The sequence below is a fragment of the Buchnera aphidicola (Mindarus abietinus) genome (genome assembly GCF_964059085.1).
Taxonomy (GTDB): domain Bacteria; phylum Pseudomonadota; class Gammaproteobacteria; order Enterobacterales; family Enterobacteriaceae; genus Buchnera_A; species Buchnera_A aphidicola_C.
In genome coordinates this window covers 315,788-339,909 of sequence record NZ_OZ060398.1, presented here as the reverse complement: position 1 = coordinate 339,909, position 24,122 = coordinate 315,788, and the positions used below count along the sequence as shown (strand labels likewise).

The window sequence follows — 24,122 nt, the reverse complement described above, 5'->3', positions numbered from 1 at the left end:
TAATGAACAATATAACTTTAAAAATGTTAGCAAATGAATTAAAAATATCCGTAATAAAAATATTGGAATATTTTTCCAATTTAGGAATTAAAAAGACGGAAGAGATGTTAATTACCAATAAAGAAAAAAAAAATTTATTAGATTTTTTAGATCAAAAAAAAAATTTTAAATTAGAAAAAATGGTCTTAAGAAGAAAAAAAAGAAGTACTATTAATATTTCGAATATTTATGGAAAAAAAAAATCTATTCCTATTGAAGTAAGAGAAACTAAAACTTATTTTAAACATTTAAATGAAAATGATAAGTTTAATACTAAAAAAGTCATTTCTTTAAAAAAAGATAATAATCTAAAAGAAAAAAATATTTTTAATAAAAAAAAAATAAATAAAAATTCTACTGATAATAATGAAAATAATTTAAAAAAACATAATAAACAATTTGTTCAAAAAAAAACTATACTCCAATTAAACAAAAAAAATAATTTAAATCCTTTAAAATCTAAAAACTTATTAAAAATAACAAAAAATATTAACAATCCTGTTGATCAAAATATTAATAAAAAAAGAAAGAAAGATACTATTTTTAAAAAATTTACAACATATGATAATAAAAGAAAAGAAAACGTTAGAATAAATGAAAAGAAAAATAAATTTATTAAAAATAATAAAAAAAGAAAAATTTTTTCGTCTCAATTAAATAAAGAAAATATTCAGTCAATTAAAAAAAATAATAGTGGTTATAAAGCTAATAATCAGAAAAAAAGTTTATTACAACAATTATTTAGAAAACCTATTGGAATAGTAAATAAAGATGTATTTATTAGTGAAAGTATTTCTGTTTCAGATTTAGCTAATAAAATGGCAGTAAAAAGTGAATTAGTAATAAAAAAATTAAATCAAATGGGAATAACAGTTACTAATAACAATATTTTAGATGCAGAAACTAGTCAATTAATAGCAGAAGAAATGGGACATAAAGTTTATGTTCAACAAGAAGATTTATTAGAAAAATTAATTCTTCAAGATAGTTATAATAGTCAAAAAAAATTAAAGGTCAGAGCACCAATTGTAACAGTTGTAGGACATGTAGATCACGGAAAAACTTCTTTATTAGATTATATAAAATCTACTCAAGTTGCATCAAAAGAAGCTGGAGGAATTACTCAACACATCGGAGCTTATCAGGTTCATACTAAAAAAGGAATTATTACTTTTATAGATACCCCTGGACATGCTGCTTTTACTTCTATGAGAATTCGTGGGGTTCAGATAACAGATATAGTAATTTTAGTAGTTGCTGCAGATGATGGAGTTAAACCACAAACTATAGAAGCTATTCATCATGCAAAAGCTGCTAATGTTCCCATTATTGTAGCTATTAGTAAAATTGATAAAACAACTGAAAATATTGAAAAAATTACTAAAGAACTAAATGAGTACAATGTGGTTCCTGAAACATGGGGTGGAGAAAATATATTTATAAAATTTTCTTCTAAATCAGGAGAAGGAATTTCAAATTTATTAGATTCAATTTTACTACAAGCAGAAATTTTAGAGTTAAAAGCTGCTACTAAAGGGTTAGCTAATGGAATAGTCATTGAATCAAGATTAGATAAAGGAACTGGCCCGGTAGCTAGTGTTTTAATAAAAGAAGGAACTTTAAACATAGGAGATGCCATTATTTGTGGTTTAGAATATGGAAGGGTTCGAGCAATAAAAAATGAAAAAGGTCAGAAAATTTTATTTGCTGGACCCTCTTTACCTGTAGAAGTTTTAGGACTATCAGGTATGCCAGTAGTAGGTGAAAAAATTTCAGTAGTTTTAGAAGAAAAAAAGGCAAAAGAACTTGCTTTACATAGAAAATTACAACATAGAAAATTGAAATTAACTAAAAAAAATAAATTTAAAATTGAAAAGATGTTTGAAGCTATTAAAAAAAATTCTAATTCTGAATTAAATATTATTTTAAAATCAGATGTACAAGGTTCATTAGAAGCAATTAAAAATGTATTACTTGAATTAAGTGAAAATAACGAAATTAAGTTAAAACTTATTAGTTCAGGTGTTGGTGGAATTACAGAAACTGATATTTCTTTAGCGACAGCATCTAATTCAATAGTATTAGGATTTAATGTTAAACCAGATATATCGGCAAAAAAAATGATTGAATCAGAAAATATATCTTTTCGATATTATTCAGTTATTTATAAATTAATTAATGATATCAAAGATATGATAAAAGGAAAATCATCTCCGGAATATAAAAATGAAGTTATTGGTTTAGCAGAGGTTAGGAATACGTTTAATTCTCCTAAATTTGGAACAATTGCAGGATGTATGGTTATAGATGGTATTATTAAAAAAAATAATTTTGTTCGAATCTTTCGAAATGAAAAAGTTATATATAATGGAGAACTAGATTCTTTAAAAAGATTTAAAAATAATGTTAATGAAGTTAGAAATGGTATGGAATGTGGTATTGGAATTAAAAATTATAATGATATTTGTATAGGAGATAAGATAGAGATATTTAAAAAAACCGAAGTTGATAATAATTAAAAATATTAATTTTAATATTCAGAAATAAAAAAAATAATTAAGAGAAAATTAATTATGTTTTATCAGTTTAACCGATTACATCGAATAGAAAAAGAGTTAATGAAAAAAATAACATTTATTTTACAATTTTATATAGACGATTGTAGAATTAATAAAATTTTTACTATATCTGAAGTCAAAGTGTCCAAAGATCTAAATATAGCAAAAGTATTTATAAGTTTTTTAGGAGAGAATTCTTCTAAGAAAATTAAAGAATATATTAAAATTTTGCAATCTACTTCTAAATATATTAGAAAATTATTATCTAAAAGTATTTTTTTAAGGAAAACACCATTAATCTTATTTTTTTATGACAACTCGTTACAAACAGGAATAAAAATGAACAAAATTATTAATAATCTTATTCAAGTAAAAAAGAAAAAATAAAAATATAAAAAAGGTAGGAAATGTCTTTTTTAAAATTAAAAAAAAATGGTATTTTATTATTAGATAAACCAAAAGGATTTTCTTCAAATTATGCCTTACAAAAGGTAAAAAAAATTTTTAAAGCTAAAAAAGCAGGGCATATAGGATCTCTAGATCCTTTGGCAACCGGGATGTTGCCAATTTGTTTTGGAGAAGCAACTAAGTTTTCAATGTATTTATTAAATTCTAATAAACATTATCGAGTCATTGCCAAGTTTGGAGAAAAAACTTCTACTTTAGATTCTACAGGAGAAATTATACAAATTCGTTCAGTAAACATTTCTTCTGATAATTTAAAAAAAGTATTAAAAGAATTTATTGGAGATATTTTTCAAATTCCACCAATGTACTCTGCAATAAAATATAAAGGATTAGCATTATATAAATATGCTCGAAAAGGAATTAAAATAGATAGAAAAAAGAGAAAAATTTCTATATATGAATTGAAATATATATTTCATAATACAAAAATATTACAATTAGAAGTTGTATGTTCTAAAGGAACATATATTAGAACATTAATTGATGATTTAGGAGAACGTTTAGGATGTGGAGCTCATATAACATATTTAAAAAGATTAAGAGTAGGTTCTTTTGTAAAATCACAATTAGTTAATTTTAATACTTTATATTTTTATAAGAAAAATAAAAATAAATTTGTTTCAAACTATCAATTAAATAAATTGTTAATTTCGATAGATAGTGCTCTTACTAATTTTCCAGTCATTAATATTTCTACAAGAAAATCATATTTATTAAAATTAGGACAAAAAATTTTTTCTTCTATTTATCATTCTGGAATAGTAAGAATTACAGAAGGAAAAAATAAAATTTTTATAGGCATTGGAAAAAATGATGATTTAGGCAATTTATTTCCTGTTCGTTTAATGTCAACCTGTAATTCTTAAAAAATTATAATTAATATAATAAAAAACATTTTATTTAAGTTATCTTTATTATAACTACTAAATTAATTAAATCAAAAAAGGATTCTTAATATGTCTCTAGATAAAGTTAATAAACAAAAAATAATTTTACAATATGGATCTAATAGTAAAAATTGCGGAAATACAGAAGTTCAAATAGCATTGTTAACTCATACAATTAATGATTTACAAAATCATTTTTCTTTACATATTAAAGATCATAGTAGTCGTAGAGGTCTTTTAAAAATGGTTTCTAAACGCAGAAAATTATTAGATTATTTAAAGTTTAAAAGTTCTTTAAAATATTCTAATTTAATTAAAAAGTTAAATTTACGTAGATAGTATTTTTTATATAAAAAACTCATTTTTTTAAAAAAAGATAAGCGGAAGGGCTTATAAAGGCCCTTTAAAAAAATATTTTAATAATTTTTTATTTTGAATAATTAAGCATTATATATTCAAGATAGTTTGTATTCGATAATATAATTGCTATAACGATAGCATTAATTAATATGATTATTTTTTAAATTTTTATAACTAATAAAGTTATTTATATACATAATTTGATTGTTTTCTTAAGGATATTATTTTGTTAAACCCTATCGTACGTAAATTTCAATATGGAAAGCATACTGTAACTCTAGAAACAGGAGTAATGGCACGTCAGGCTACAGCAGCTGTTATGGCTAGTATGGATGATACAGCTGTTTTTGTAACTGTAGTTGTCCAAAAAAAAGTTCAATCTGGACAAAAATTTTTTCCATTAACTGTTAACTATCAAGAGCGAACATATGCAGCAGGAAAAATTCCAGGAGGTTTTTTTCGTCGTGAAGGCAGATCGACTGAAAACGAAATATTGATAGCTAGATTAATAGATAGACCTATTAGACCGCTTTTTGTTACGGGTTTTTTACATGAAGTACAAGTAATAGCAACTGTTGTTTCAGTGAATCCAAAAATTAATCCTGATATTATTTCAATCATAGGAGCCTCAGCAGCTCTAAGCTTATCAGGAATTCCTTTTCAGGGACCTTTAAGTGCAGCTAGAATAGGGTATATTAATGGAAAATATATTTTAAATCCCACTATGGAAGAGATGAAATTTAGCACTTTAGATTTGGTTGTTTCAGGAACTAAAAATGCTGTGCTTATGGTAGAAGCTGAAGCTAAAGTTTTAAGTGAAGAAAAAGTTATAGATGCTATAACTTTTGGGCATCAAGAACAACAAGTTGTTATTGAAAATATATGTAGGTTACAAAACGATGTAAATAAATTACCCTTTGAATTTTATATTCCTCCTGTTAATAGAATTTTATCTTCTAAAATTTCAATTTTATCAGAATCTAAGATTTTTTCGGCTTATTGTATTAAAGATAAACAAAAAAGACATGAAGAGCTAAATTCCATTAAGATGGAAATTATAGAAGAATTAGCAAATGAATATTCAAATTTAGATGATTATGAAGTTGAAAATATTTTTCAATCTATTGAAAAAAAAATTGTTAGAAATAGAATTCTAAATGGAAAACTACGTATTGATGGAAGAGAAAAAGATATGATTCGAGCTTTAGATATACGTACAGGAATATTACCTAGAACTCATGGGTCCGCATTATTTACTCGTGGTGAAACCCAATCATTAGTCGCAACAACTTTAGGAACAGCAAGAGACGCTCAAAATTTAGATGAACTTTTAGGAGATAGAACAGAAAATTTTCTATTTCATTATAATTTTCCACCTTATTCAGTTGGTGAAGTAGGAATGGTTGGATCTCCAAAAAGAAGAGAAATCGGACATGGAAGATTAGCAAAACGAAGTTTATTAGCAGTTATGCCTAAGATAGAAGATTTTCCTTATACTATAAGAGTTGTTTCTGAAATTACCGAATCTAATGGATCTTCATCAATGGCTTCAGTATGCGCTGCTTCTTTAGCTTTAATGGATGCAGGAGTACCAATAAAATCTGCTGTTGCTGGAATATCAATGGGTTTAATTAAAGATGTAAAAAAATATGTTATATTATCAGATATATTGGGTGATGAAGATCATCTTGGGGACATGGATTTTAAGGTAGCAGGAACATCAGAAGGAATTACTGCTTTACAAATGGATATGAAAATTGAGGGAATAACTAAAGAAATTATTAAATTTTCTCTTTATCAAGCAAAAAGTGCTAGATTGCATATACTTAAAATTATGAATCGCGCCCTATCTTCTGCAAGAAATGAAATATCTGAACTTGCTCCAAGAATTCATACTATTAAAATTAATCCTGAAAAAATTAAAGATGTAATAGGAAAAGGAGGATCAGTTATAAGAATGCTTACTGAAGAAACAGGCACTACAATTGAAATTGAAGATAATGGAATAATTAAGATTTCAGCTAATCTTCAAGAAAAAGCTAAAAATGCAATTCGTCGTATAGAAGCAATTACAGCTGAAATTAAAGTAGGAAGAGTTTATATTGGAAAAGTAACAAGAATAGTTGATTTTGGGGCATTTGTTTCAATTGGAATCGGAAAGGAAGGATTAGTTCATATTTCGCAAATTTCTGAAAAACGTGTTGAAAAAGTTACAGATCACCTTCGAATTGATCAGACTATGCCAGTAAAAGTATTAGAAGTCGATCGACAAGGTCGAATTAGATTAAGTATTAAAGAAGTAAAAAAAATTTTATCAAAAAAAGAGATATTCAATTTAAATATTTAGTTAGAAAGTTAAATTCATTTTTTTTAATAAACATTTATTATATAATAAATGTTTATCAATTTAATTTATATTTTTGTTGTTTTCTTTATATTAAGGTACACTATTAATTATTTTATTTTAAAAAAAGGAAAAAATAAATTTTGATTTACCACATAAATATCAAAAAAATATTTTTTTAAAAAAATATTTTTTTATTTAAAGCAACTTAGTAAAAATTTTTAATTTAATTAAAATATATAAGTAAAAAAAATTTATATATAAATTAATTATTTTTAAAAAAAATAAACTTAATATTAATTATTTTTTTAATTAATCATATAATTTAAGCCGGTTCATACTTTTCAATGAGAATAAAATTAATTATTTTTTACGATGAGTTATGTAGACTGGCTGATGTAACTTAAGAGGCACATCCACTGCATGACTCATAAAGAAATAAATTTTTCCACTTTTGGTTTAAATCCTCAGATTATTCAATCATTGGATAAAATGGGATATATAAAACCCTCACCAATACAATTAACTTGTATACCTTTACTATTATCAGGTCGAGATGTTTTAGGTATGGCACAAACGGGGAGCGGTAAAACAGCAGCTTTTGCTTTACCATTATTACATAATATAAATAAAAGTTTAAAAGTTCCTCAAATTTTAGTTTTAGCTCCAACAAGAGAATTGGCAGTACAAGTCGCAGAAGCATTTTCTAATTTTTCAAAATTTATTAAAGAAATTCAAGTTTTACCTTTATATGGAGGGCAAAGATATGAATTACAATTAAGAGCGTTAAGACAAGGTCCTCAAATTGTAGTAGGTACACCTGGAAGACTTTTAGATCATTTAAAGAGAGGAACTTTAAATTTATCTCATTTACAAGGATTAGTATTAGATGAAGCTGATGAAATGTTAAGGATGGGTTTTATAGAAGATGTAGAAAATATTATGGCTGAAATTCCTAAAAATCATCAGACAGCTCTATTTTCTGCAACTATGCCGGAAATTATTCGAAGAATTTCTAAAAGATTTATGAATAATCCAAAAGAAATTAGAATAAAATCTAATATAACAACACGTCCAGATATTTCTCAAAGTCATTGGATTGTATACGGAAAAAAAACGGATGCATTGATTCGATTTTTAGAAGTAGAAGATTTTTCAGCAACTATTATTTTTGTACGTACAAAGAATGCAACATTGGAAGTCTCAGAGGCGTTAGAAAGAAATGGATATAATAGTGCTGCATTAAATGGAGATATGAATCAATCTGTTAGAGAACAAACTTTGGAAAGATTAAAAAATGGTCGTTTAGATATCTTAATTGCTACTGATGTCGCAGCAAGGGGATTAGATGTTGATCGAATCAGTTTAGTAATAAACTATGATATTCCTATGGATGCCGAGTCTTATGTTCATAGAATAGGAAGAACAGGGAGAGCGGGAAGAGCGGGAAAAGCTTTATTATTTGTCGAAAATAGAGAACGTAGGTTACTTAGAAATATAGAAAGAATAGTAAAATTAAATATTCCAGAAGTTAATTTACCTAATCGAGAATTATTAAGTAAACGTCGTATTGAAAAATTTTCTGAAAAAATTAAAAAGCAAATAAAAAGTAAAGATTTAAAAGAATATCGTTTATTATTACCAAAATTATTTTCTGAAGAAAATTTTGATCTTGAAACATTAGCAGCTGCACTATTAAAAATGGCTCAAGGAGAACGTCCCTTAATTGTTAAACCTGATATTTATAAGAAAAATATTCAAAACTCTGTATTTAGAAGAACTAGTAAATATGAAAATTTTAAAAATAAAAGATTTGTCCGAGATAGAAAAGAAATAAAAAATATGGATTTATATAAAATTGAAGTTGGAAGAGATGATGGAGTGGAAGCTAGACATATAGTAGGAGCAATTGCAAATGAAGGAGATATTAGCAGTAAAAAAATTGGTAATATTAAATTATTTTCTAAATATTCAGTTATTGAATTACCAAAAGAATTGTCTAAAGAAATCTTAATTAGATTTTCTCGTACTAGAATATTAAATAAATCAATAAATATTCGATTATTTAAGAAAAATAACTTTTATACAAAAAAAACAACATTTAAACCAGTTTCTGTTTACGAAAAAAACAAAAAATTAAATTTTACACAAGAACGAAAAAATAAATTTAAAAGTAATAAAAAGTTTATTTCTTCATCTTTTTTTTCTCGTGATAAAAATATTTAACTCGAAAAAATTAACTTTTATATAAAAAATTAATATTATTTAAGTAATCACTGATTCACACTTTAAAAAAAATATTTAATATAATTAAAATAATTTTTTTAAAAAAAAGAAAGAGGATCGTACTTTCCTCTTTCTATTCTTTTTTTGACTTTAAAGCAATAGCTTCTATTTCAATATCAACATTTTTAGGTAATTTTGAAACACCAATACACGTTCTTGCTGGTAGTATCATTTGGTAGGACTCAAAAAATTTTTTATATGAATTATTAATTAAATCTATCTTTTCTAATTTAGTTGTGTATATAACTATTTTAATAATTTCATTTATTTGAAAATTAGATTTTTCTAAGATAAACCCAATATTTTGTAAACAAATTTTTGTTTGTTCGAAAATATCAATAGGTATTATTTGTAGTTTTTTATTAATTGGAATTTGTCCAGAAGTAAATAAAATATTTTTAAATACTACTCCTTGAGAATAAGGACCAATTGCTTCAGGAGCTTTTTCAGAAACTATTTGTTTAAATTTCATATATTTTTTTCTTAATTAAAAATAATTAAATTGGATTTAAGATATAATTTTTTTTAAAAAAATTATTTTTTATATGTACTTTCTTTCAAAAGTGTTGCAATCATTAAAGCTTTAATAGTGTGAATTCTATTTTCTGCTTGTCTAAAAATAGTTTTTCTATAAGTTTGAAAAATTTCTTTGGTAATTTCTAAACCGTTTTTTAATCCTAATTTTTTTAGTAACATTTCTCCCATAACTGTTTCTTTATTATGCATAGCAGGTAAACAATGTAAAACTTCTATATTTTTATTATTACTTAATTCAATTAGTTTTTTATTAACTTGATAAGGTAATAAAATTTTAATTTTATTCTCCCATGTTTCTTTAGATTCTCCCATAGATATCCACACATCGGTATAGATAAAATCTGCGTTTTTAATTCCGTCGGAAATCGAATCAGTACATTCTATTTTAATTTTTTTCTCTTTAGCTATTGATTGACAGCAGTTAAATATTTTTTTTTCAGGCCAATATTCTTTTGGAGCAATTATACTAAGATTAAAATTAGTTAATACAGATGCTTCTAATATAGTATTTGCGATATTATTTTGAGCATCTCCGATATAAACAATTTTTTTTCTTTTGAGATTTTTTTCGGTTGAAAGTTCTTGCATTGTTAATAAGTCAGATAATAATTGAGTAGGATGAAAGCGATCGGTTAAACCATTCCATACTGGAACTTTTGAATATTTTGATAATATCATAATATTTTCATGTTTTCCACCGCGATATTGAATTCCATCATATAAAGAAGATAAAATTTCCGCTGTATCCTGTAATGATTCTTTATATCCTAAATGTGTTGAACCAGGTCCTAAATAAGTAACATTTGCATGTTGATCAAAAGCAGCTACTTCAAAAGCACATCTTGTTCTTGTTGATTCTTTTTCAAAAATTAAAGCGATTTTCTTATTTTTTAAATATCCAATTTCTCTTTTTTTTGATTTTATTTTTTTTAAATCAGCTGCTAAATTAATTATTTTTTTTATTTCAATATCAGAAAAATCAAATAATCTGGTGCAATGACGTTGATATAAATTAGACATTTTTTATTCCTATAATCATTTTAATTAAAAGTTTTTTTTAATTTTCTAATAAAGAAAAGTATATTTTTTATAAAAAAATATTTTTGAAAATAAATTTAATTTAAAAATAATTAAATTGATATTATAATGTTATTAGTTTATTTTAATTACGTCCACTGTTATTTTTTTATGCTTATGATTTTAATAATTATTATTTTAAAAAAGTATAAATAAATAACTTAATATTAATGTTTTTATTTAAAAGTTAAGATTTTTATGAAATTTAGAATAAAAAATACAAATTTAAAAAAAATTTCTTCACCATGTACTGTTTTAGGAATTTCCAAAATAAACAAATTTTCTGAAAAATTTAATATTTTTAATAAAAAAACATTAAATTATATTAATGATATTATTTTAAAAAGAAATATTATATGGGAGATAGGAAAAATAACATTATTGTACGATATACCCAATATTATTTCAAACTTAATTTTATTAGTTGGTTGCGGAAAAAATAAAGAGTTAAATAAAAAAGAATTTATTAGAATAATTTCTAAAGTTATAAATTTTTTATATAAAAATAGAATACAAAATTCTTGTTGGTTTTTAACAGAACTACCAGTGAAAAATTTAAATATATATTGGAAAATTAGAATAATATTAGAAATTATTGGAGATAGATTATATTTCTTTAATATGTTTAAAACAAATAAAACAAACATTTTTAAAATAAAAAAAATTAATTTTTATATTAATGAAAAACATAATTTAAAAGAAGCAGAAATTTCTTTAAAACATTCTTTATCAATTTTAAAGGGAAAAAATATTGCTAAGGACTTATCAAATACTCCATCCAATGTATGCACTCCCTTATATCTAGCAGAAAAATCTAAATTATTATCAGAAAAATATAAAAGTACTATTACTACAAAAATATTTAATGCTAATCAGATTAAAGAATTGGGAATGAATGCTTATTTTTCAGTAGGAAAAGGTTCTAATAACTCTTCTTACATGTCAATTATAAATTATCAAAAAAATCTTAAATCACATGAAAAATTAATAGTTTTAATCGGAAAAGGGGTAACTTTTGATTCTGGGGGAATTTCTATTAAACCTTCAAAAAATATGGATGAAATGAAATATGACATGTCAGGAGCAGCAGCGGTATATGGTGCTATTTTATTTGCAGCTGAATTAAACTTACCTTTAAATATCATGGGAATCATAGCGGCTTCTGAGAATATGCCGGATGGAAATTCTTTCCGTCCAGGAGATGTCTTAAAGACATTATCTGGAAAGACAGTTGAAATATTAGATACAGATGCAGAAGGAAGATTAATTCTATGTGACGTATTAACTTATGTGGAACAATTTAATCCTGATATTGTAATTGATATTGCAACTTTAACAGGAGCTTGTGTTGTTGCATTAGGAAATATAGCAAGTGGAGTAATGTCTAATAATAAAAATTTAGTTAATGATTTAATTCAATCAGGAAAATTAACTGGAGATAAAATATGGGAATTGCCATTATATTCAGAATATAAAAAATTATTAACTTCTGATATAGCAGATTTTTCTAATGTAGGAGGTAGACAAGCAAGCGCTATAAGTGCTGCTTTATTTTTGTCTTTTTTTACTGAAAAATATAAATGGGCGCATTTAGATATTGCAGGTACTGCTTGGACAAACAGTAAAAAGAAAGAATCAACTGGTCGCCCTGTTTCTTTGTTATGTCAATTTTTATTAAATAAATCTAACTTTACTATTTAAAAATCAAAATAAATTAATTACTTAAATTTAATATTATTATTTTTTTATAATTTTTTTTAGTTTTTATAAAAAAATTTTAATAAAAGTTAAAGGTTTTTAACATGAATAAACAATATGATCCTAAAAGTATTGAAAAAGAAATATACTGCTTTTGGGAGAAAAATAATTTTTTTAAACCAACTAATGATAAAAATAAAAAAAATTTTTGTATAATTATGCCTCCACCTAATATAACAGGAAGTTTACATTTAGGACATGCTTTTCAACAAACTATAATGGATATTTTAATTCGATATAATCGAATGAGAGGAAAGAATACATTATGGAAAATAGGAACTGATCATGCTGGTATCGCTACACAAACAATAGTAGAACGTGAATTATATTCTAAGGATTCAAAAATAACACGTCAGTATTTAGGAAGAAAGAGTTTTGTTAATGAGATTTGGAAATGGAAGAAGCAATCACATGATCAAATTTCTAGTCAAATACGTCGTTTAGGAAGCTCAGTAGATTGGTCGAGTGAAAGGTTTAGTTTAGATAAAGGCATGAAGATTGCTGTAAGAAAATCATTTATTTTTCTTTATGAAAGAAAATTAATTTATAAAAAAAAATGCTTATCTAATTGGGATTCAAAATTAAAAACAGTTATCTCTGATTTAGAAATTAATAATAAATCTATTAAAGGAAAAATGTGGTATTTAAAGTATTTTTTTGTTCCTGAAGAGAAGCAAATATTAAAAAAAAAATATTTAGTTGTTGCAACAACAAGGCCAGAGACATTGTTTGGAGATACAGCAATAGCTGTTAATCCAGATGATAAAAGATATAAAAAATACGTAGGAAAAAAAGTTTTTATTCCATTGACTAAAAGAGTAATTTCTATAATTTCAGATAAAAGAATTGATATTAAAAAGGGCACGGGATGTGTGAAAATTACTCCTGCTCATGACTTTATGGATTATGAAATAGCAGTTTCTCATAATTTACCATTAATCAATATTTTTACACTTGAAGGAAGAACATGTAATATAGCGAATGTATATGATGTAAAAGGGAAAAAAATAAAAGTAAGTAATTCGTATATACCTGAAAAATTTAGAAATTTAGATAAAAATTTAGCTCGAAAAAAAATAATTATAGAAATTCAAAAGAATAATTTATTAGAAGACATAAAATATTATGAATATACTGTTCCAGTAGGAGATAGAAGCAATGTTATAATAGAGCCTATTTTAACTAATCAGTGGTATTTAAAAACTGATAAATTATCAAAGATAGCGATAGATGCTGTTAAAAAAGAAAAAATTCAGTTTATACCTTCTCAATACAAAAAATTGTACTTTTCTTGGATGAATAATATTAAAGATTGGTGTATTTCTCGTCAGTTGTGGTGGGGACATAGAATACCAATTTGGTATGATAAAAAAAATAATATTTATACAGGATATAATGAAAAAGATGTAAGAGAAAAGTATAATCTTTCAAATAAATTATATTTATTTCAGGATAAAGATGTACTAGATACTTGGTTTTCCTCAGCTTTATGGAGTTTCGCTTCATTGGGATGGCCTAATTCATCCGCAGAATTAGATAATTTTCATCCGACAAATGTTTTAGTCAGTGGTTTTGATATTATTTTTTTTTGGATTGCTAGAATGATCATGTTAACAATGTATTTTATTAAAAATAAAGAAAATGTTCCCCAGGTTCCTTTTAAAAAAGTATATATAACAGGATTAATAAGAGATGAATCAGGAGAAAAAATGTCTAAATCTAAAGGAAATGTCATTGATCCAATAGATATGATAGATGGTATCTCCTTGAATGACTTAATTATTAAAAGAACAAAAAAATTACTTAAATCTAACTTATTAGAAAAAATAACAGAACTCACTAAAAAAGAATTTCCTTATGGAATAAAAGGTGTTGGAACTGATGCTTTACGATTTACCTGTACGGCACTAGCATCTATGAATAGAGAAATTAATTGGGATATGAATCGTCTTTACGGTTATAAAAATTTTTGTAATAAATTATGGAACGCAAGTAAATTTATTTTTTTTCATATTAAAAATTTAGAAAATAATTATGATAAAAAAAATTTTTTATCTGTTATAGATAAATGGATAATTTCAGAATTTTATACAACTGTTAAGTTATTTACCCAGGCATTAAAAACATATCGTTTTGATATTGCTGCAAATTTAATATATGATTTTATTTGGAATCAATTTTGTGATTGGTATCTAGAATTTTCTAAAATAACTATAAAATATGGTTCTAAAGAAGATAAAATAGGTAACTTTCAGACTTTAATTAAAGTTTTAGAATCTATTCTAAGACTTTCTCACCCAATTATTCCTTTTATTACTGAAAGCATTTGGATAAAAGTAAAAAAAATTCTCAAATTAAGTCCCCGTTCTATTATGATATCTAATTTCCCTAAATTTAATTCTATTAAAATAGATGAGAAATCCACTTTGTATGTTTCATATATAAAAAAAATTATATCTATCATTAGAAAAGTTCGTTTTTCTATGAAATTATCTAAAAATGTTTTAATTTCTGTAATGTTTTATAATCCTAATGATTGTATTAAATCAATTATTAAAGAACATAAAAATTATATATTTAATATGTTAGGAATAAAAAGCATAAAAATTTTATTTTCAAATAAAAATATTCCTATTTCTATTAAAAAAAATATTGATAATACAGAAATAATAATTCCAATTACAGGGTTAATTGATAAAAATTTAGAATTATCAGCAACTAAAATTAAATTAAAAAAAATAGAATTAAAAATTGAAAAAATAAAATCTCAGTTAAAAAATAAAAATTTTCTTTTATACGCTCCTTTAATAATTGTAAAAAAGAATAAAAAAATACTTTCTTTATTAAAAATAGAAAGAAATGATTTATTAAATTATAAAAAATTAGTTTTAAAAATTTAAAATATAGATTTAATTAATATTTTTCATAAATTTAATTATTTACAACTTATTATTAATTATTAATTATTTATTGTTTGAATAGGATATTTAAAATATAGTTTTTTCATAAAAAAATTATTAAAATTAAATTTAATTGATTATAAGGATAATTTTTTATTATGCCTAATTTATATAATGTTGAATCTAGAAAAACATTAAGAAAAAAAATGTTAGCTGACGATGTTAAACGAGTTACACTTTCCTTTTATAAATATTTTTTTATTAAAGATCTCATTAATTTTAGAAATTTAATTTATGTTAATTTTAATAAACTAAAAATTTTTGGAAGAATTTATATTTCTAATGAAGGAATTAATGCACAAATTAATGTCCCTATTTTTTATTTTCATACAATAAAAAGATTTTTAAAAAAAATAGATCAAAATTTTAGAAATATATACCTTAATAAGAGTATTTTTAATGAAAGAAAATCTTTCTGGGTTTTAACAGTTAAGATAAGAAAAAAAATTGTATCTGATGGTATTTCAAATAAAAATTTTTTTATAAATTCTTTTAAGAAATATTTAAATGCTACAGAAGTAAATGAAATGTTCAAAAAAAAAAATACTTTATTAGTAGATGTAAGAAACAATTATGAACATAAAATTGGTTATTTTGAAAATGCAATTAAATTACCTGGAAGTACTTTTAGAGAACAAATAAAATTAATAACAAATTATTTATGTTCTTTTAAGAAAAAAAATATAATTTTATATTGCACAGGCGGTATTCGTTGCGAAAAAGTAGCAGCTTGGTTAAGCTATAATGGTTTTAATAATGTGTATCAAATTAAAAATGGGATTATAGGATATGTTAAAGATGCTAAATTGAATAATTTACCTATACTTTTCAAAGGAAAAAATTTTGTTTTTGATTTAAGAATGGGGGAAAGAATCACAAAAGATGTTTTATCAAATTGTAAAAATTGTCATGCTTTATGTGATTCATATACAAATTGTCAAAATAATTCTTGTCATATGCTAATGCTTCAATGTTCAGATTGTTTGAAAAAATTTAATAATTGTTGTTCTTTAACATGTAAAAGAAAAATAGGAATTTAATATTATTGTTGAATTAAAAATTAATTTATTGATTTTTAATTTAAAAAAATAGTGTTAAAAAACTGTATGTTTTAGAGAAAAGATTTATTTAATAAATAAATTTAATTTATTTTAATAGGAAATAATTAAAAATGTTAGTTTCTGTATCGGATATCTATCAAAAAAAAATAAAACTTAATAGCAGTATTACTATTAAGGGTTGGGTTCGAAGCAAACGAAGTTCAAAAATAGGAATTTCTTTTATTCATTTATACGATGGTTCTCATTTATCTCCGATTCAAATAATTGCAGAAAAAAGATTATCTAATTATAAAAAAGAAATATTAAGTTTAACTACCGGATGTTCAATTATTGTAAAAGGAAAATTAGTTAGTTCTTATGGAAAAAAACAAGAAAATGAAATATATGCTGATGATATAAAAGTTATAGGATGGATTGAAAACCCTGAAACTTATCCTTTATCTTTAAAAAAACATACTAATGAATATCTTCGATCCATACCTCATTTAAGAACAAGAAGTAATTTTTTTACAGCCATAAATAAAATTAGAAATTGTTTATTTCACGCTTTACATACTTTTTTAAATAAAAAAAAATATTATTGGGTTCCTACTCCAATTATTACTGCTATAAATGCAGAAGGAGCAGGTTCTATGTTTAGAGTATCTACTTTTGATTTTCAAAAAATTCCTAAAAAAAAATTAGGGGAAGTTGATTTTTCTAAAGATTTTTTTGGAAAAGAAACTTTTCTAACCGTTTCAGGACAGTTAACAGCAGAAACTTATGCTTGTGCTATGTCAAAAGTATATACTTTTGGTCCTACTTTTCGTGCTGAAAATTCTAATACTAAACGTCATGTATCAGAATTTTGGATGTTAGAAGTTGAAACATCATTTTCTAATCTTTTTGATTTATCTAAATTAATAGAAGAAATTTTTAAATTTTCAATAAATCAAGTTTTAAAAAATTGCTTACCGGAAATTATTTTTTTTGAAAAAAAATATAAATTAAAAATAATTGAAAAATTAGAAAAAAATTTAAATGAAAAAATTATTGAAGTTGAATATTCGGAAATTATCGATATTCTTAAAAAAATTGAAAATAATTTTTCTCAGCCTATTTTTTTTGGATTAGATCTAAGTATAGAACATGAAAAATATATAGTAGATAAATATTTTAATTCTCCTGTCATGATAAAAAATTTTCCTAAAGAAATAAAAGCTTTTTATATGCGATTAAATAATGATAATAAAACTGTTGCTAGCATGGATATGTTAGTTCCAGGAATCGGGGAAATTATTGGTGGATCTCAAAGAGAAGAACGATTATTTATATTGGATAATCGATTAGCAGAATTAAAATTAAAAAAAGAAAATTACTGGTGGTATAGAGATTTACGACGGTATGGAACAGTTCCTCACTCTGGTTTTGGATTAGGATTTGAACGTTTATTACAATATATTACAGGAATAGATAACATCAGAGACGTTATCCCTTTTCCTAGAACTGTTCGAAACAGTGATTTTTAATTAAAAAAAAATCAAATTTTAAAATTTTATTAATTATAAAAAATATTTTTTATATTAATATTAAAAATTTATATATGGACAAGATCAAGAGTAGAAACAAAATAATTTTATTAAATTAATAATTTTTAGATAGATTTTAATCTTTTACCACCTAATACATGAATATGTAAATGATTTATTTCTTGACCTGCATGATTATTACAATTAATAATTAATCTGTAACCTGTATTATAAATTTTTTTTTTCTTTGCAATTAATATTGCTATATTTAACATATGAAAAACTAAATTTTTATCTTTTTTTTCTATTTTATTTAAAGAAGTAATAATTTTATTTGGAATAACAAGAAAATGTACTGGTGCTTTTGGATTGATATCCGAAAAAACAGTAACTTTTTCATCTTGATATAAAATATCCGCTGGTATTTTTTTATTTATAATTTTTTGAAAAATATTATTTTCTTTCATATATTTTTTCCCAAATTTTTAATTTTTGATTTTAAATTAAGAAGAGTTGAATTTCACTCTCCTTAATTTAGTAAAAAATTAATTTTTTTTAATATAATTTTCCATTTCAGTTTTTAAGTTGTCCGACTTCGTTCCAAAAACTGCTTGTACACCTAATCCTGAAACAAATACTCCAACAGCGCCAATCTTTTTTAATTGAGATACGTCTACATTTGACGTATTTAAAACAGAAATACGAAGACGAGTAATACAAGCATCTAAATTCGTTATATTTTTTTTCCCACCTAATGCTTTGACTAAGTACGGAGCCAGTTCAGAATTACTGAGATTATTTAATATATTTTCAGATTTTTCTCTTCCAGGTGTTTTTAAATTTAATTTTTTAATTAAAATGTAAAAAATACAATAATATAATAAACCATATAATAAACCTATTAATGGAAACATCCAAATATTATTTCCGTGTCCACTTAAGATAATAAAATCTATTAATCCATGAGAAAAACTGTTTCCTGCTCTCATATCTAGTAAAATACATATTGGAAATGATAATCCCGCTAATACGGAATGTATTATATATAATATAGGAGCTGTTAATAAAAATGAAAATTCTATAGGTTCAGTTATACCAGTTAAAAAAGCTGTTAACATACCAGATAGCATTATACTTCCTATTTTGATTTTATTTTCTGCTTTAGCAGTATTCCAAATAGCTAAAGCTGCTCCTGGTAAACCATACATTTTAAATAAGAATCCTCCCGAAAGTTTTCCAGCAGAGTTATCTCCTGCCATATATCTTGCAACATCTCCATGAAAAGTTTGTCCAATTGAATTGGTATATTCTCCTATTTGCATTTGGAATGGTACATTCCAGATATGGTGTAATCCAATTGGTACTAGAATTCTTTCAACAAATCCATACATTCCAAATGCAAATATAGGATTTTGATAAGCTGCCCATTCAGAAAAATTCTGTATAGTATTGCCAATAGGTGGCCAAATTAAAGATAGTAACAATCCAACAAAAATTGATATTAATCCAGAAATAATAGGAACAAATCTTTTTCCTGCAAAGAAACCTAAATATTCTGGAAGTTGAATTTGGTAAAATAAATTAAACATGGAAGCGGCAATTGAACCTGCGATAATACCTCCAAATATTCCTGTATCTATAAGATTTTCTTGGGAAATTTTAATTATTTTCATAACTGAAAAAATAGGTATTGCTACGGATAATGTTTTTATCATTATTCCATAGGCTATTACAGCTGCTAAAGCAGCTACTCCGTCATTTTTAGTAAATCCTAGTGCAACTCCAATTGCAAAAATTAAAGGCATATTAGAGAAAACAGATCCTCCTGCTTCTGCCATAATATTAGATATTGCGTTTGGAATAATACTAAAATGAGCCGATCCTATGCCTAACAATATACCTGCAATTGGAAGCACAGAAACAGGTAACATTAATGATTTTCCTATTTTTTGCATATTTGCAAATGCATTTTTTAACATATTCTAAAACTCCTAAATATTATCAGGATTTTTTAAGATAAGTTATTATTAATAATATTTTTAATAAAAAATATTTTTATAATTAATAAATAAAATTATTTATTTAAATATGAAATAACTTGGGTTAATTAAAACAAAATCTTTATATTTTTTATTTTTCATTTGGTAAATTAAACAATTTAAAAAAATTTTTTTTTATTTGTTTAGAAAATGTTTCTATATCAATATTTTTTAATTTAGCTAATAATTTTGCTATTTCATATAAATAAGCAGGTTGGTTTTCTTTACCTCGATAAGGTTCAGGAGATAAATAAGGAGAATCAGTTTCAATTAATATTTTTTCTATTGGAATAATTTTAGCAATTTCTCTTAATAAAAAAGAATTTTTAAATGTAATAATTCCAGAAAATGATATATAAAAACCTAAATCTATTAGTTTTTTAGCTGAATTATAATTTTCTGTAAAAGAATGTAGAACTCCTTTACAGGGTTGACTATTTTCTTCTTCTAATATTTCAAATATATCATGTATTGCTTTTCTGCAATGAATTATAAGTGGTTTTTTAAATTTTTTTGCTATTTTTATGTGTTGACGAAATAATAATTTTTGCTCAAAATGATTATTTTTATGATAGAAATAATCTAGACCAGTTTCTCCTATAGCGATTATTTTTTCATTAATAACAATATTTTCTAATTTTTTAATATTATTTTTACTATTTTTTATATTATTTGGATGAATTCCACAAGAATATAAAATATTAGGTTGTTCTCCTATATGTTTTTTAGAAAAAAAATAATCTTTAATTGAAGTTGATACTACTAAAATCATTTTAACATTATTTTTTTGTGCTTTTTCAATAGTATCTTTTATTCCATGTTTTATGTTTCTGAATTTTAGATTATGAAGATGACAATGAGAATCTATTAAAAACATATTCTTTTTCTCTTATTTAAATTTATTAGTATTTAAAAAAAATTGCCAATTTAATAATTTTTTAGAAATTAATAATTCTTGATTGATATTTAAAATATTAAGTAGGTAAAATCTAGATTTTATCCATAAACGAAGGCTTTTATCTAAAGTATAATAAGAATATTTAGAGGAAATTATTTTTATAATATTAATCATATCTAAATTCGATATACTTTCTGTAATATGAAATTTCCATTTCATGGCATCTAATAAAATTAAACAAATCCAATTTATTTTAAAGAAAATATTTTTTCCAACTAAGTAAGGAAGTAGCGAAATTATTTTTTTTTTTTCAATAAAATACATTAATTTTTCATAGAAATTTATTCTTTCTGTCCATAATTTGCTTGTAATTAATTTAATAGCCATTAAAGGAGCATTTTCTGATATTTTAAGAGAAGTTAAAAAATGTGTCTCATTAATAACAAAGTTTTTTTCTTTAAACCAAATTAAAGAATCTTTTTCTGAAGGAGCATATATATTTAATAAAAAACATCTACTTTTTAAAGTTAAAGGAATTTTAAAAAAATTAAAATTAATTAATAAAAAAAAAGTGTTCTTAGGAGGTTCTTCTAATATTTTTAATAAAACATTAATTCCGTATTCATTTAAAAATTCTGTGTTTGAAAAACAAATAATTTTAATTTTTCCTTGTTGAGCAGATTTAAAAAATTTTTCATTTAGTATTCTTAATGTTTCAACATCTATAGTTTTTTTATCTTTTTTTGGTTTTAAAAAATACCAATCAGGATGATTTAAAGATTTCATTAAATTGCATCCATAACATATTTCACAATTTTCTTCATTTTTTTTATTTAAACATAATAGCCATTTACTAAATTTCCATATTAAATTAAATATTCCTATTCCTTTAATGGTGTTCACTAAAATAGTATGATGCAATTTATTATTAGTATATTGAAAAACAAGCTTTTTATAAGCAGGTATTAACCAAGGATACAGGATCATATTAATTATTTTTCAACCAAATATAAAGTTTATTTTTTATAGAGTTTTTAACCAGATTTTTTTTTTGATTAGCATTTATTTTTATTATTTTTTTTTCTTTAGAAATGATACTTAAATAAGTATTACGAACTTTTTCAAAAAAATTTATTGATTTTTTTTCTATTCTATCTGGTTTATTTCTTTTAAATGCTCTTTTTAATCCAATTTCAGGAAGAACATCAAGATAAAAAGTAATATCGGGATTGATTTTTTTTAAAAACATATTTTTTAAGTTTTTTATCATATTTAATGAAAGATTGTAACCGCCTCCCTGATATGCAAAAGAAGATAATTGGTATCTATCGCTTACTATCCAAATCCCTTTTTCCAAAGATGGTTTTATAATACTTTCTACAAGTTGTATTCTCGCAGCATAAAATAGTAGCAGTTCAGCATTATTATGCAATTCCTGATTATCCTTATAATTTTTTATTATTTTTCTAATTTTTTCTCCTAAATACGTACTTCCAGGTTCTTTAACTAATTTAACGTTTTTAATATTATATTGATGTAATGTTTTTAATATTGTTTTACATGCTACGGTTTTTCCGGATCCTTCTATTCCTTCTAGAACAATAAATTTTCCTTTTATCATAATTTTCCTAATAATCAAAAATGGATTTGTTTGAAAAAAGTATAGAATTAAAATAATATTAATTTTTAAGATCTATGGATCAGATATTTTTTTTATTTTTTTATGTACATATATTATAGCAGATTGAATATCAATAATTTTTTCCATTTCTTCATCAGGAATACTTATATTAAATTCTTCCTCTAAAGACATAAAAAATTCAATTATATCCAAAGAATCAGCTTTAAGATCATCTATTAATTTAGTGGAATTATTTAATTTTTCTATTTTTTTATCAAACTGTCGAGATATAACTTTTTTAATTTTCTTTTCAATATTAATCATAAAATTACTTTTATTTTAAAATAAATTAAATCTGATTATATCATATACATTCCTCCATTTACATGGAGAGTTTGTCCAGTTATATACGATGCTTTTTCAGAAGCTAAAAATAGAACAGCATTAGAAACATCTGAAGGAGTTCCAAATTTTCGGGTAGGTATTTTAGATAAATATTTTTTTATTAGAGATTGATTCAGATTATCAGTCATCTTTGTTTTAATAAATCCAGGAAATACTAAATTTACAGTAATTCCAAATCTAGCAACTTCTAAGGCTAAAGATTTATTAAATCCAATTAATGCTGATTTAGAAGCAGCATAACTAGTTTGACCAATATTACCTATCTGCCCTATGATAGAGCCAATGGTAATAATTCTACCATTTTTTTTTTATCATGTTTCTTAATACTAATTTAGATAAAAGAAATACAGATGTTAAATTAGTTAACAAAGATTCATTCCATTCTGATAAAGTTGTATTAAATAATAGTTTGTTTTTAGCTATCCCTGCATTGTTTATCAATATGTCAATTGAACCAAAATTTATATTTATATAATTAATACACTCTCTTACTGAAAATGAATCTTGAATGTTACATACCATTCCTATTCCATTTTTTTTCAGATATTTTTCTATTATTATTTTGTTTTTATTAGAAGAACACATCCCTATTACTAATTTTTTTTTTTTATAAAACCTTCGGCAATTGATCTTCCTATTCCTTGAGTTGCTCCAGTAATTAAAACAATTTTTTTATTCATTTTTTTCTCCTATATTTAGTAAAAAATTTTTATTTTTATATAAAGAAATTGATAAAATATTTCCTATTTTTTTATTTAAATTACTTAGTACTTTACTAGGACCAACCTCTATTATTGAATGTATATTATAAGAAACAATTACATTAATAGTTTCATCCCATCTTACAGGGTTATACAATTGACGTATTAAAGCATCTTTAATTTTTTTTGAACAAAATTCACATTTTACGTCTACATTATTGATAATTGGAAAAATAGGAGGATGAAAAGTTATTTTTTCTAATGCTAAAAACATTTTTTTTGAAATTTCTTTCATAAAGATACAATGTACAGGAGTATTAATATTTAAATTAATTATTTTTTTAGCACCCAATTTTTTACATAAAAAAATCATTTTTTCTACTGTATTTTTATCTCCAGAAATTAGGATTTGATTTTTTGAATTGAATGCTGCTGGTGATACCACTCCTCTTTTAGAAAGTTTAAAACAAAGATTTTTTATAATTTCCTTTTCTAGTCCTATAATTACTTGAGTTGATCCTGGATATTTTTTAGTTATAGTATGCATAAGACCAGATCTTAACTTAATTAATTTAATAGCTTGAGTAAATTTTATTACTCTAGAACAAACTAATG

19 protein-coding genes and 1 pseudogene are annotated in these 24,122 nt (G+C 23.5%); 10 read left to right on the top strand and 10 right to left on the bottom strand.

The window, feature by feature from the left end; translation table 11 throughout:
• The first annotated feature begins 2 nt into the window (after positions 1-2).
• From infB to AB4W62_RS01515, 6 genes are all read left to right on the top strand, one after another.
• On the top strand, positions 3-2,558 hold the full coding sequence (gene infB / locus AB4W62_RS01540; protein WP_367679743.1) for a translation initiation factor IF-2: 2,556 nt from the start codon (positions 3-5) through the stop codon (positions 2,556-2,558).
• Between the two features lie 54 nt (positions 2,559-2,612).
• A complete protein-coding gene (rbfA, locus tag AB4W62_RS01535; protein ID WP_367679742.1) occupies positions 2,613-2,984 on the top strand; it encodes a 30S ribosome-binding factor RbfA in 372 nt (123 codons plus the stop codon).
• Positions 2,985-3,004: 20 nt separating this feature from the next.
• Complete coding sequence (gene truB, locus AB4W62_RS01530; protein WP_367679741.1) at positions 3,005-3,931, top strand: tRNA pseudouridine(55) synthase TruB; 927 nt, start codon at positions 3,005-3,007, stop codon at positions 3,929-3,931.
• Between the two features lie 90 nt (positions 3,932-4,021).
• Positions 4,022-4,291 carry a 30S ribosomal protein S15 gene (rpsO, locus tag AB4W62_RS01525; RefSeq protein ID WP_367679740.1) on the top strand — a complete coding sequence of 90 codons (270 nt, stop codon included), beginning with the start codon at positions 4,022-4,024 and terminating at the stop codon, positions 4,289-4,291.
• Between the two features lie 247 nt (positions 4,292-4,538).
• Positions 4,539-6,659: a polyribonucleotide nucleotidyltransferase gene (pnp, locus tag AB4W62_RS01520; RefSeq protein WP_367679739.1), complete on the top strand. Its 2,121-nt coding sequence runs from the start codon at positions 4,539-4,541 to the stop codon at positions 6,657-6,659.
• A 420-nt stretch (positions 6,660-7,079) separates the two neighbouring features.
• Positions 7,080-8,882 carry a DEAD/DEAH box helicase gene (locus tag AB4W62_RS01515; protein WP_367679738.1) on the top strand — a complete coding sequence of 601 codons (1,803 nt, stop codon included), beginning with the start codon at positions 7,080-7,082 and terminating at the stop codon, positions 8,880-8,882.
• A 133-nt stretch (positions 8,883-9,015) separates the two neighbouring features.
• On the opposite strand, the gene AB4W62_RS01510 is transcribed toward AB4W62_RS01515, so the two are convergent.
• On the bottom strand, positions 9,016-9,414 hold the full coding sequence (locus AB4W62_RS01510) for a Rid family detoxifying hydrolase (protein WP_367679737.1): 399 nt from the start codon (positions 9,412-9,414) through the stop codon (positions 9,016-9,018).
• A gap of 62 nt (positions 9,415-9,476) precedes the next feature.
• Positions 9,477-10,499 (bottom strand): ornithine carbamoyltransferase, encoded by a 1,023-nt coding sequence (argF, locus tag AB4W62_RS01505; RefSeq protein ID WP_367679736.1) that lies wholly within the window; start codon positions 10,497-10,499, stop codon positions 9,477-9,479.
• 255 nt (positions 10,500-10,754) lie between these two features.
• On the opposite strand from argF, the gene AB4W62_RS01500 reads away from it, so the two are divergent.
• From AB4W62_RS01500 to asnS, 4 genes are all read left to right on the top strand, one after another.
• Positions 10,755-12,257 carry a leucyl aminopeptidase gene (locus tag AB4W62_RS01500; protein ID WP_367679735.1) on the top strand — a complete coding sequence of 501 codons (1,503 nt, stop codon included), beginning with the start codon at positions 10,755-10,757 and terminating at the stop codon, positions 12,255-12,257.
• 101 nt (positions 12,258-12,358) lie between these two features.
• On the top strand, positions 12,359-15,214 hold the full coding sequence (locus AB4W62_RS01495) for a valine--tRNA ligase (protein WP_367679734.1): 2,856 nt from the start codon (positions 12,359-12,361) through the stop codon (positions 15,212-15,214).
• A 158-nt stretch (positions 15,215-15,372) separates the two neighbouring features.
• Complete coding sequence (locus AB4W62_RS01490) at positions 15,373-16,314, top strand: rhodanese-related sulfurtransferase (RefSeq protein WP_367679733.1); 942 nt, start codon at positions 15,373-15,375, stop codon at positions 16,312-16,314.
• A 131-nt stretch (positions 16,315-16,445) separates the two neighbouring features.
• The gene (gene asnS, locus AB4W62_RS01485) at positions 16,446-17,843 is read left to right on the top strand and encodes an asparagine--tRNA ligase (protein ID WP_367679732.1); all 1,398 of its coding nucleotides are present in this window, start codon (positions 16,446-16,448) and stop codon (positions 17,841-17,843) included.
• A gap of 125 nt (positions 17,844-17,968) precedes the next feature.
• On the opposite strand, the gene AB4W62_RS01480 is transcribed toward asnS, so the two are convergent.
• The 8 genes and pseudogenes from AB4W62_RS01480 to AB4W62_RS01445 form a co-directional block, all read right to left on the bottom strand.
• Positions 17,969-18,310: a histidine triad nucleotide-binding protein gene (locus tag AB4W62_RS01480; protein ID WP_367679731.1), complete on the bottom strand. Its 342-nt coding sequence runs from the start codon at positions 18,308-18,310 to the stop codon at positions 17,969-17,971.
• A 78-nt stretch (positions 18,311-18,388) separates the two neighbouring features.
• Positions 18,389-19,822 (bottom strand): PTS glucose transporter subunit IIBC, encoded by a 1,434-nt coding sequence (ptsG, locus tag AB4W62_RS01475; protein WP_367679730.1) that lies wholly within the window; start codon positions 19,820-19,822, stop codon positions 18,389-18,391.
• A 151-nt stretch (positions 19,823-19,973) separates the two neighbouring features.
• Positions 19,974-20,759, bottom strand: coding sequence for a TatD family hydrolase (locus AB4W62_RS01470; RefSeq protein WP_367679729.1), 786 nt, complete (start codon positions 20,757-20,759; stop codon positions 19,974-19,976).
• Between the two features lie 12 nt (positions 20,760-20,771).
• On the bottom strand, positions 20,772-21,767 hold the full coding sequence (locus AB4W62_RS01465; RefSeq protein ID WP_367679728.1) for a DNA polymerase III subunit delta' C-terminal domain-containing protein: 996 nt from the start codon (positions 21,765-21,767) through the stop codon (positions 20,772-20,774).
• Between the two features lies 1 nt (position 21,768).
• Positions 21,769-22,401: a dTMP kinase gene (gene tmk, locus AB4W62_RS01460; protein WP_367679727.1), complete on the bottom strand. Its 633-nt coding sequence runs from the start codon at positions 22,399-22,401 to the stop codon at positions 21,769-21,771.
• A gap of 72 nt (positions 22,402-22,473) precedes the next feature.
• The gene (acpP, locus tag AB4W62_RS01455) at positions 22,474-22,725 is read right to left on the bottom strand and encodes an acyl carrier protein (protein ID WP_367679726.1); all 252 of its coding nucleotides are present in this window, start codon (positions 22,723-22,725) and stop codon (positions 22,474-22,476) included.
• Positions 22,726-22,760: 35 nt separating this feature from the next.
• A pseudogene (gene fabG, locus AB4W62_RS01450) lies at positions 22,761-23,486 on the bottom strand (3-oxoacyl-ACP reductase FabG).
• Entirely contained in the window at positions 23,479-24,102 is a 624-nt protein-coding gene (locus AB4W62_RS01445) for an ACP S-malonyltransferase (RefSeq protein WP_367680139.1), read from the bottom strand. Before AB4W62_RS01445 ends, fabG begins: the two are co-directional and overlap by 8 nt.
• Between the last annotated feature and the right edge of the window lie 20 nt (positions 24,103-24,122).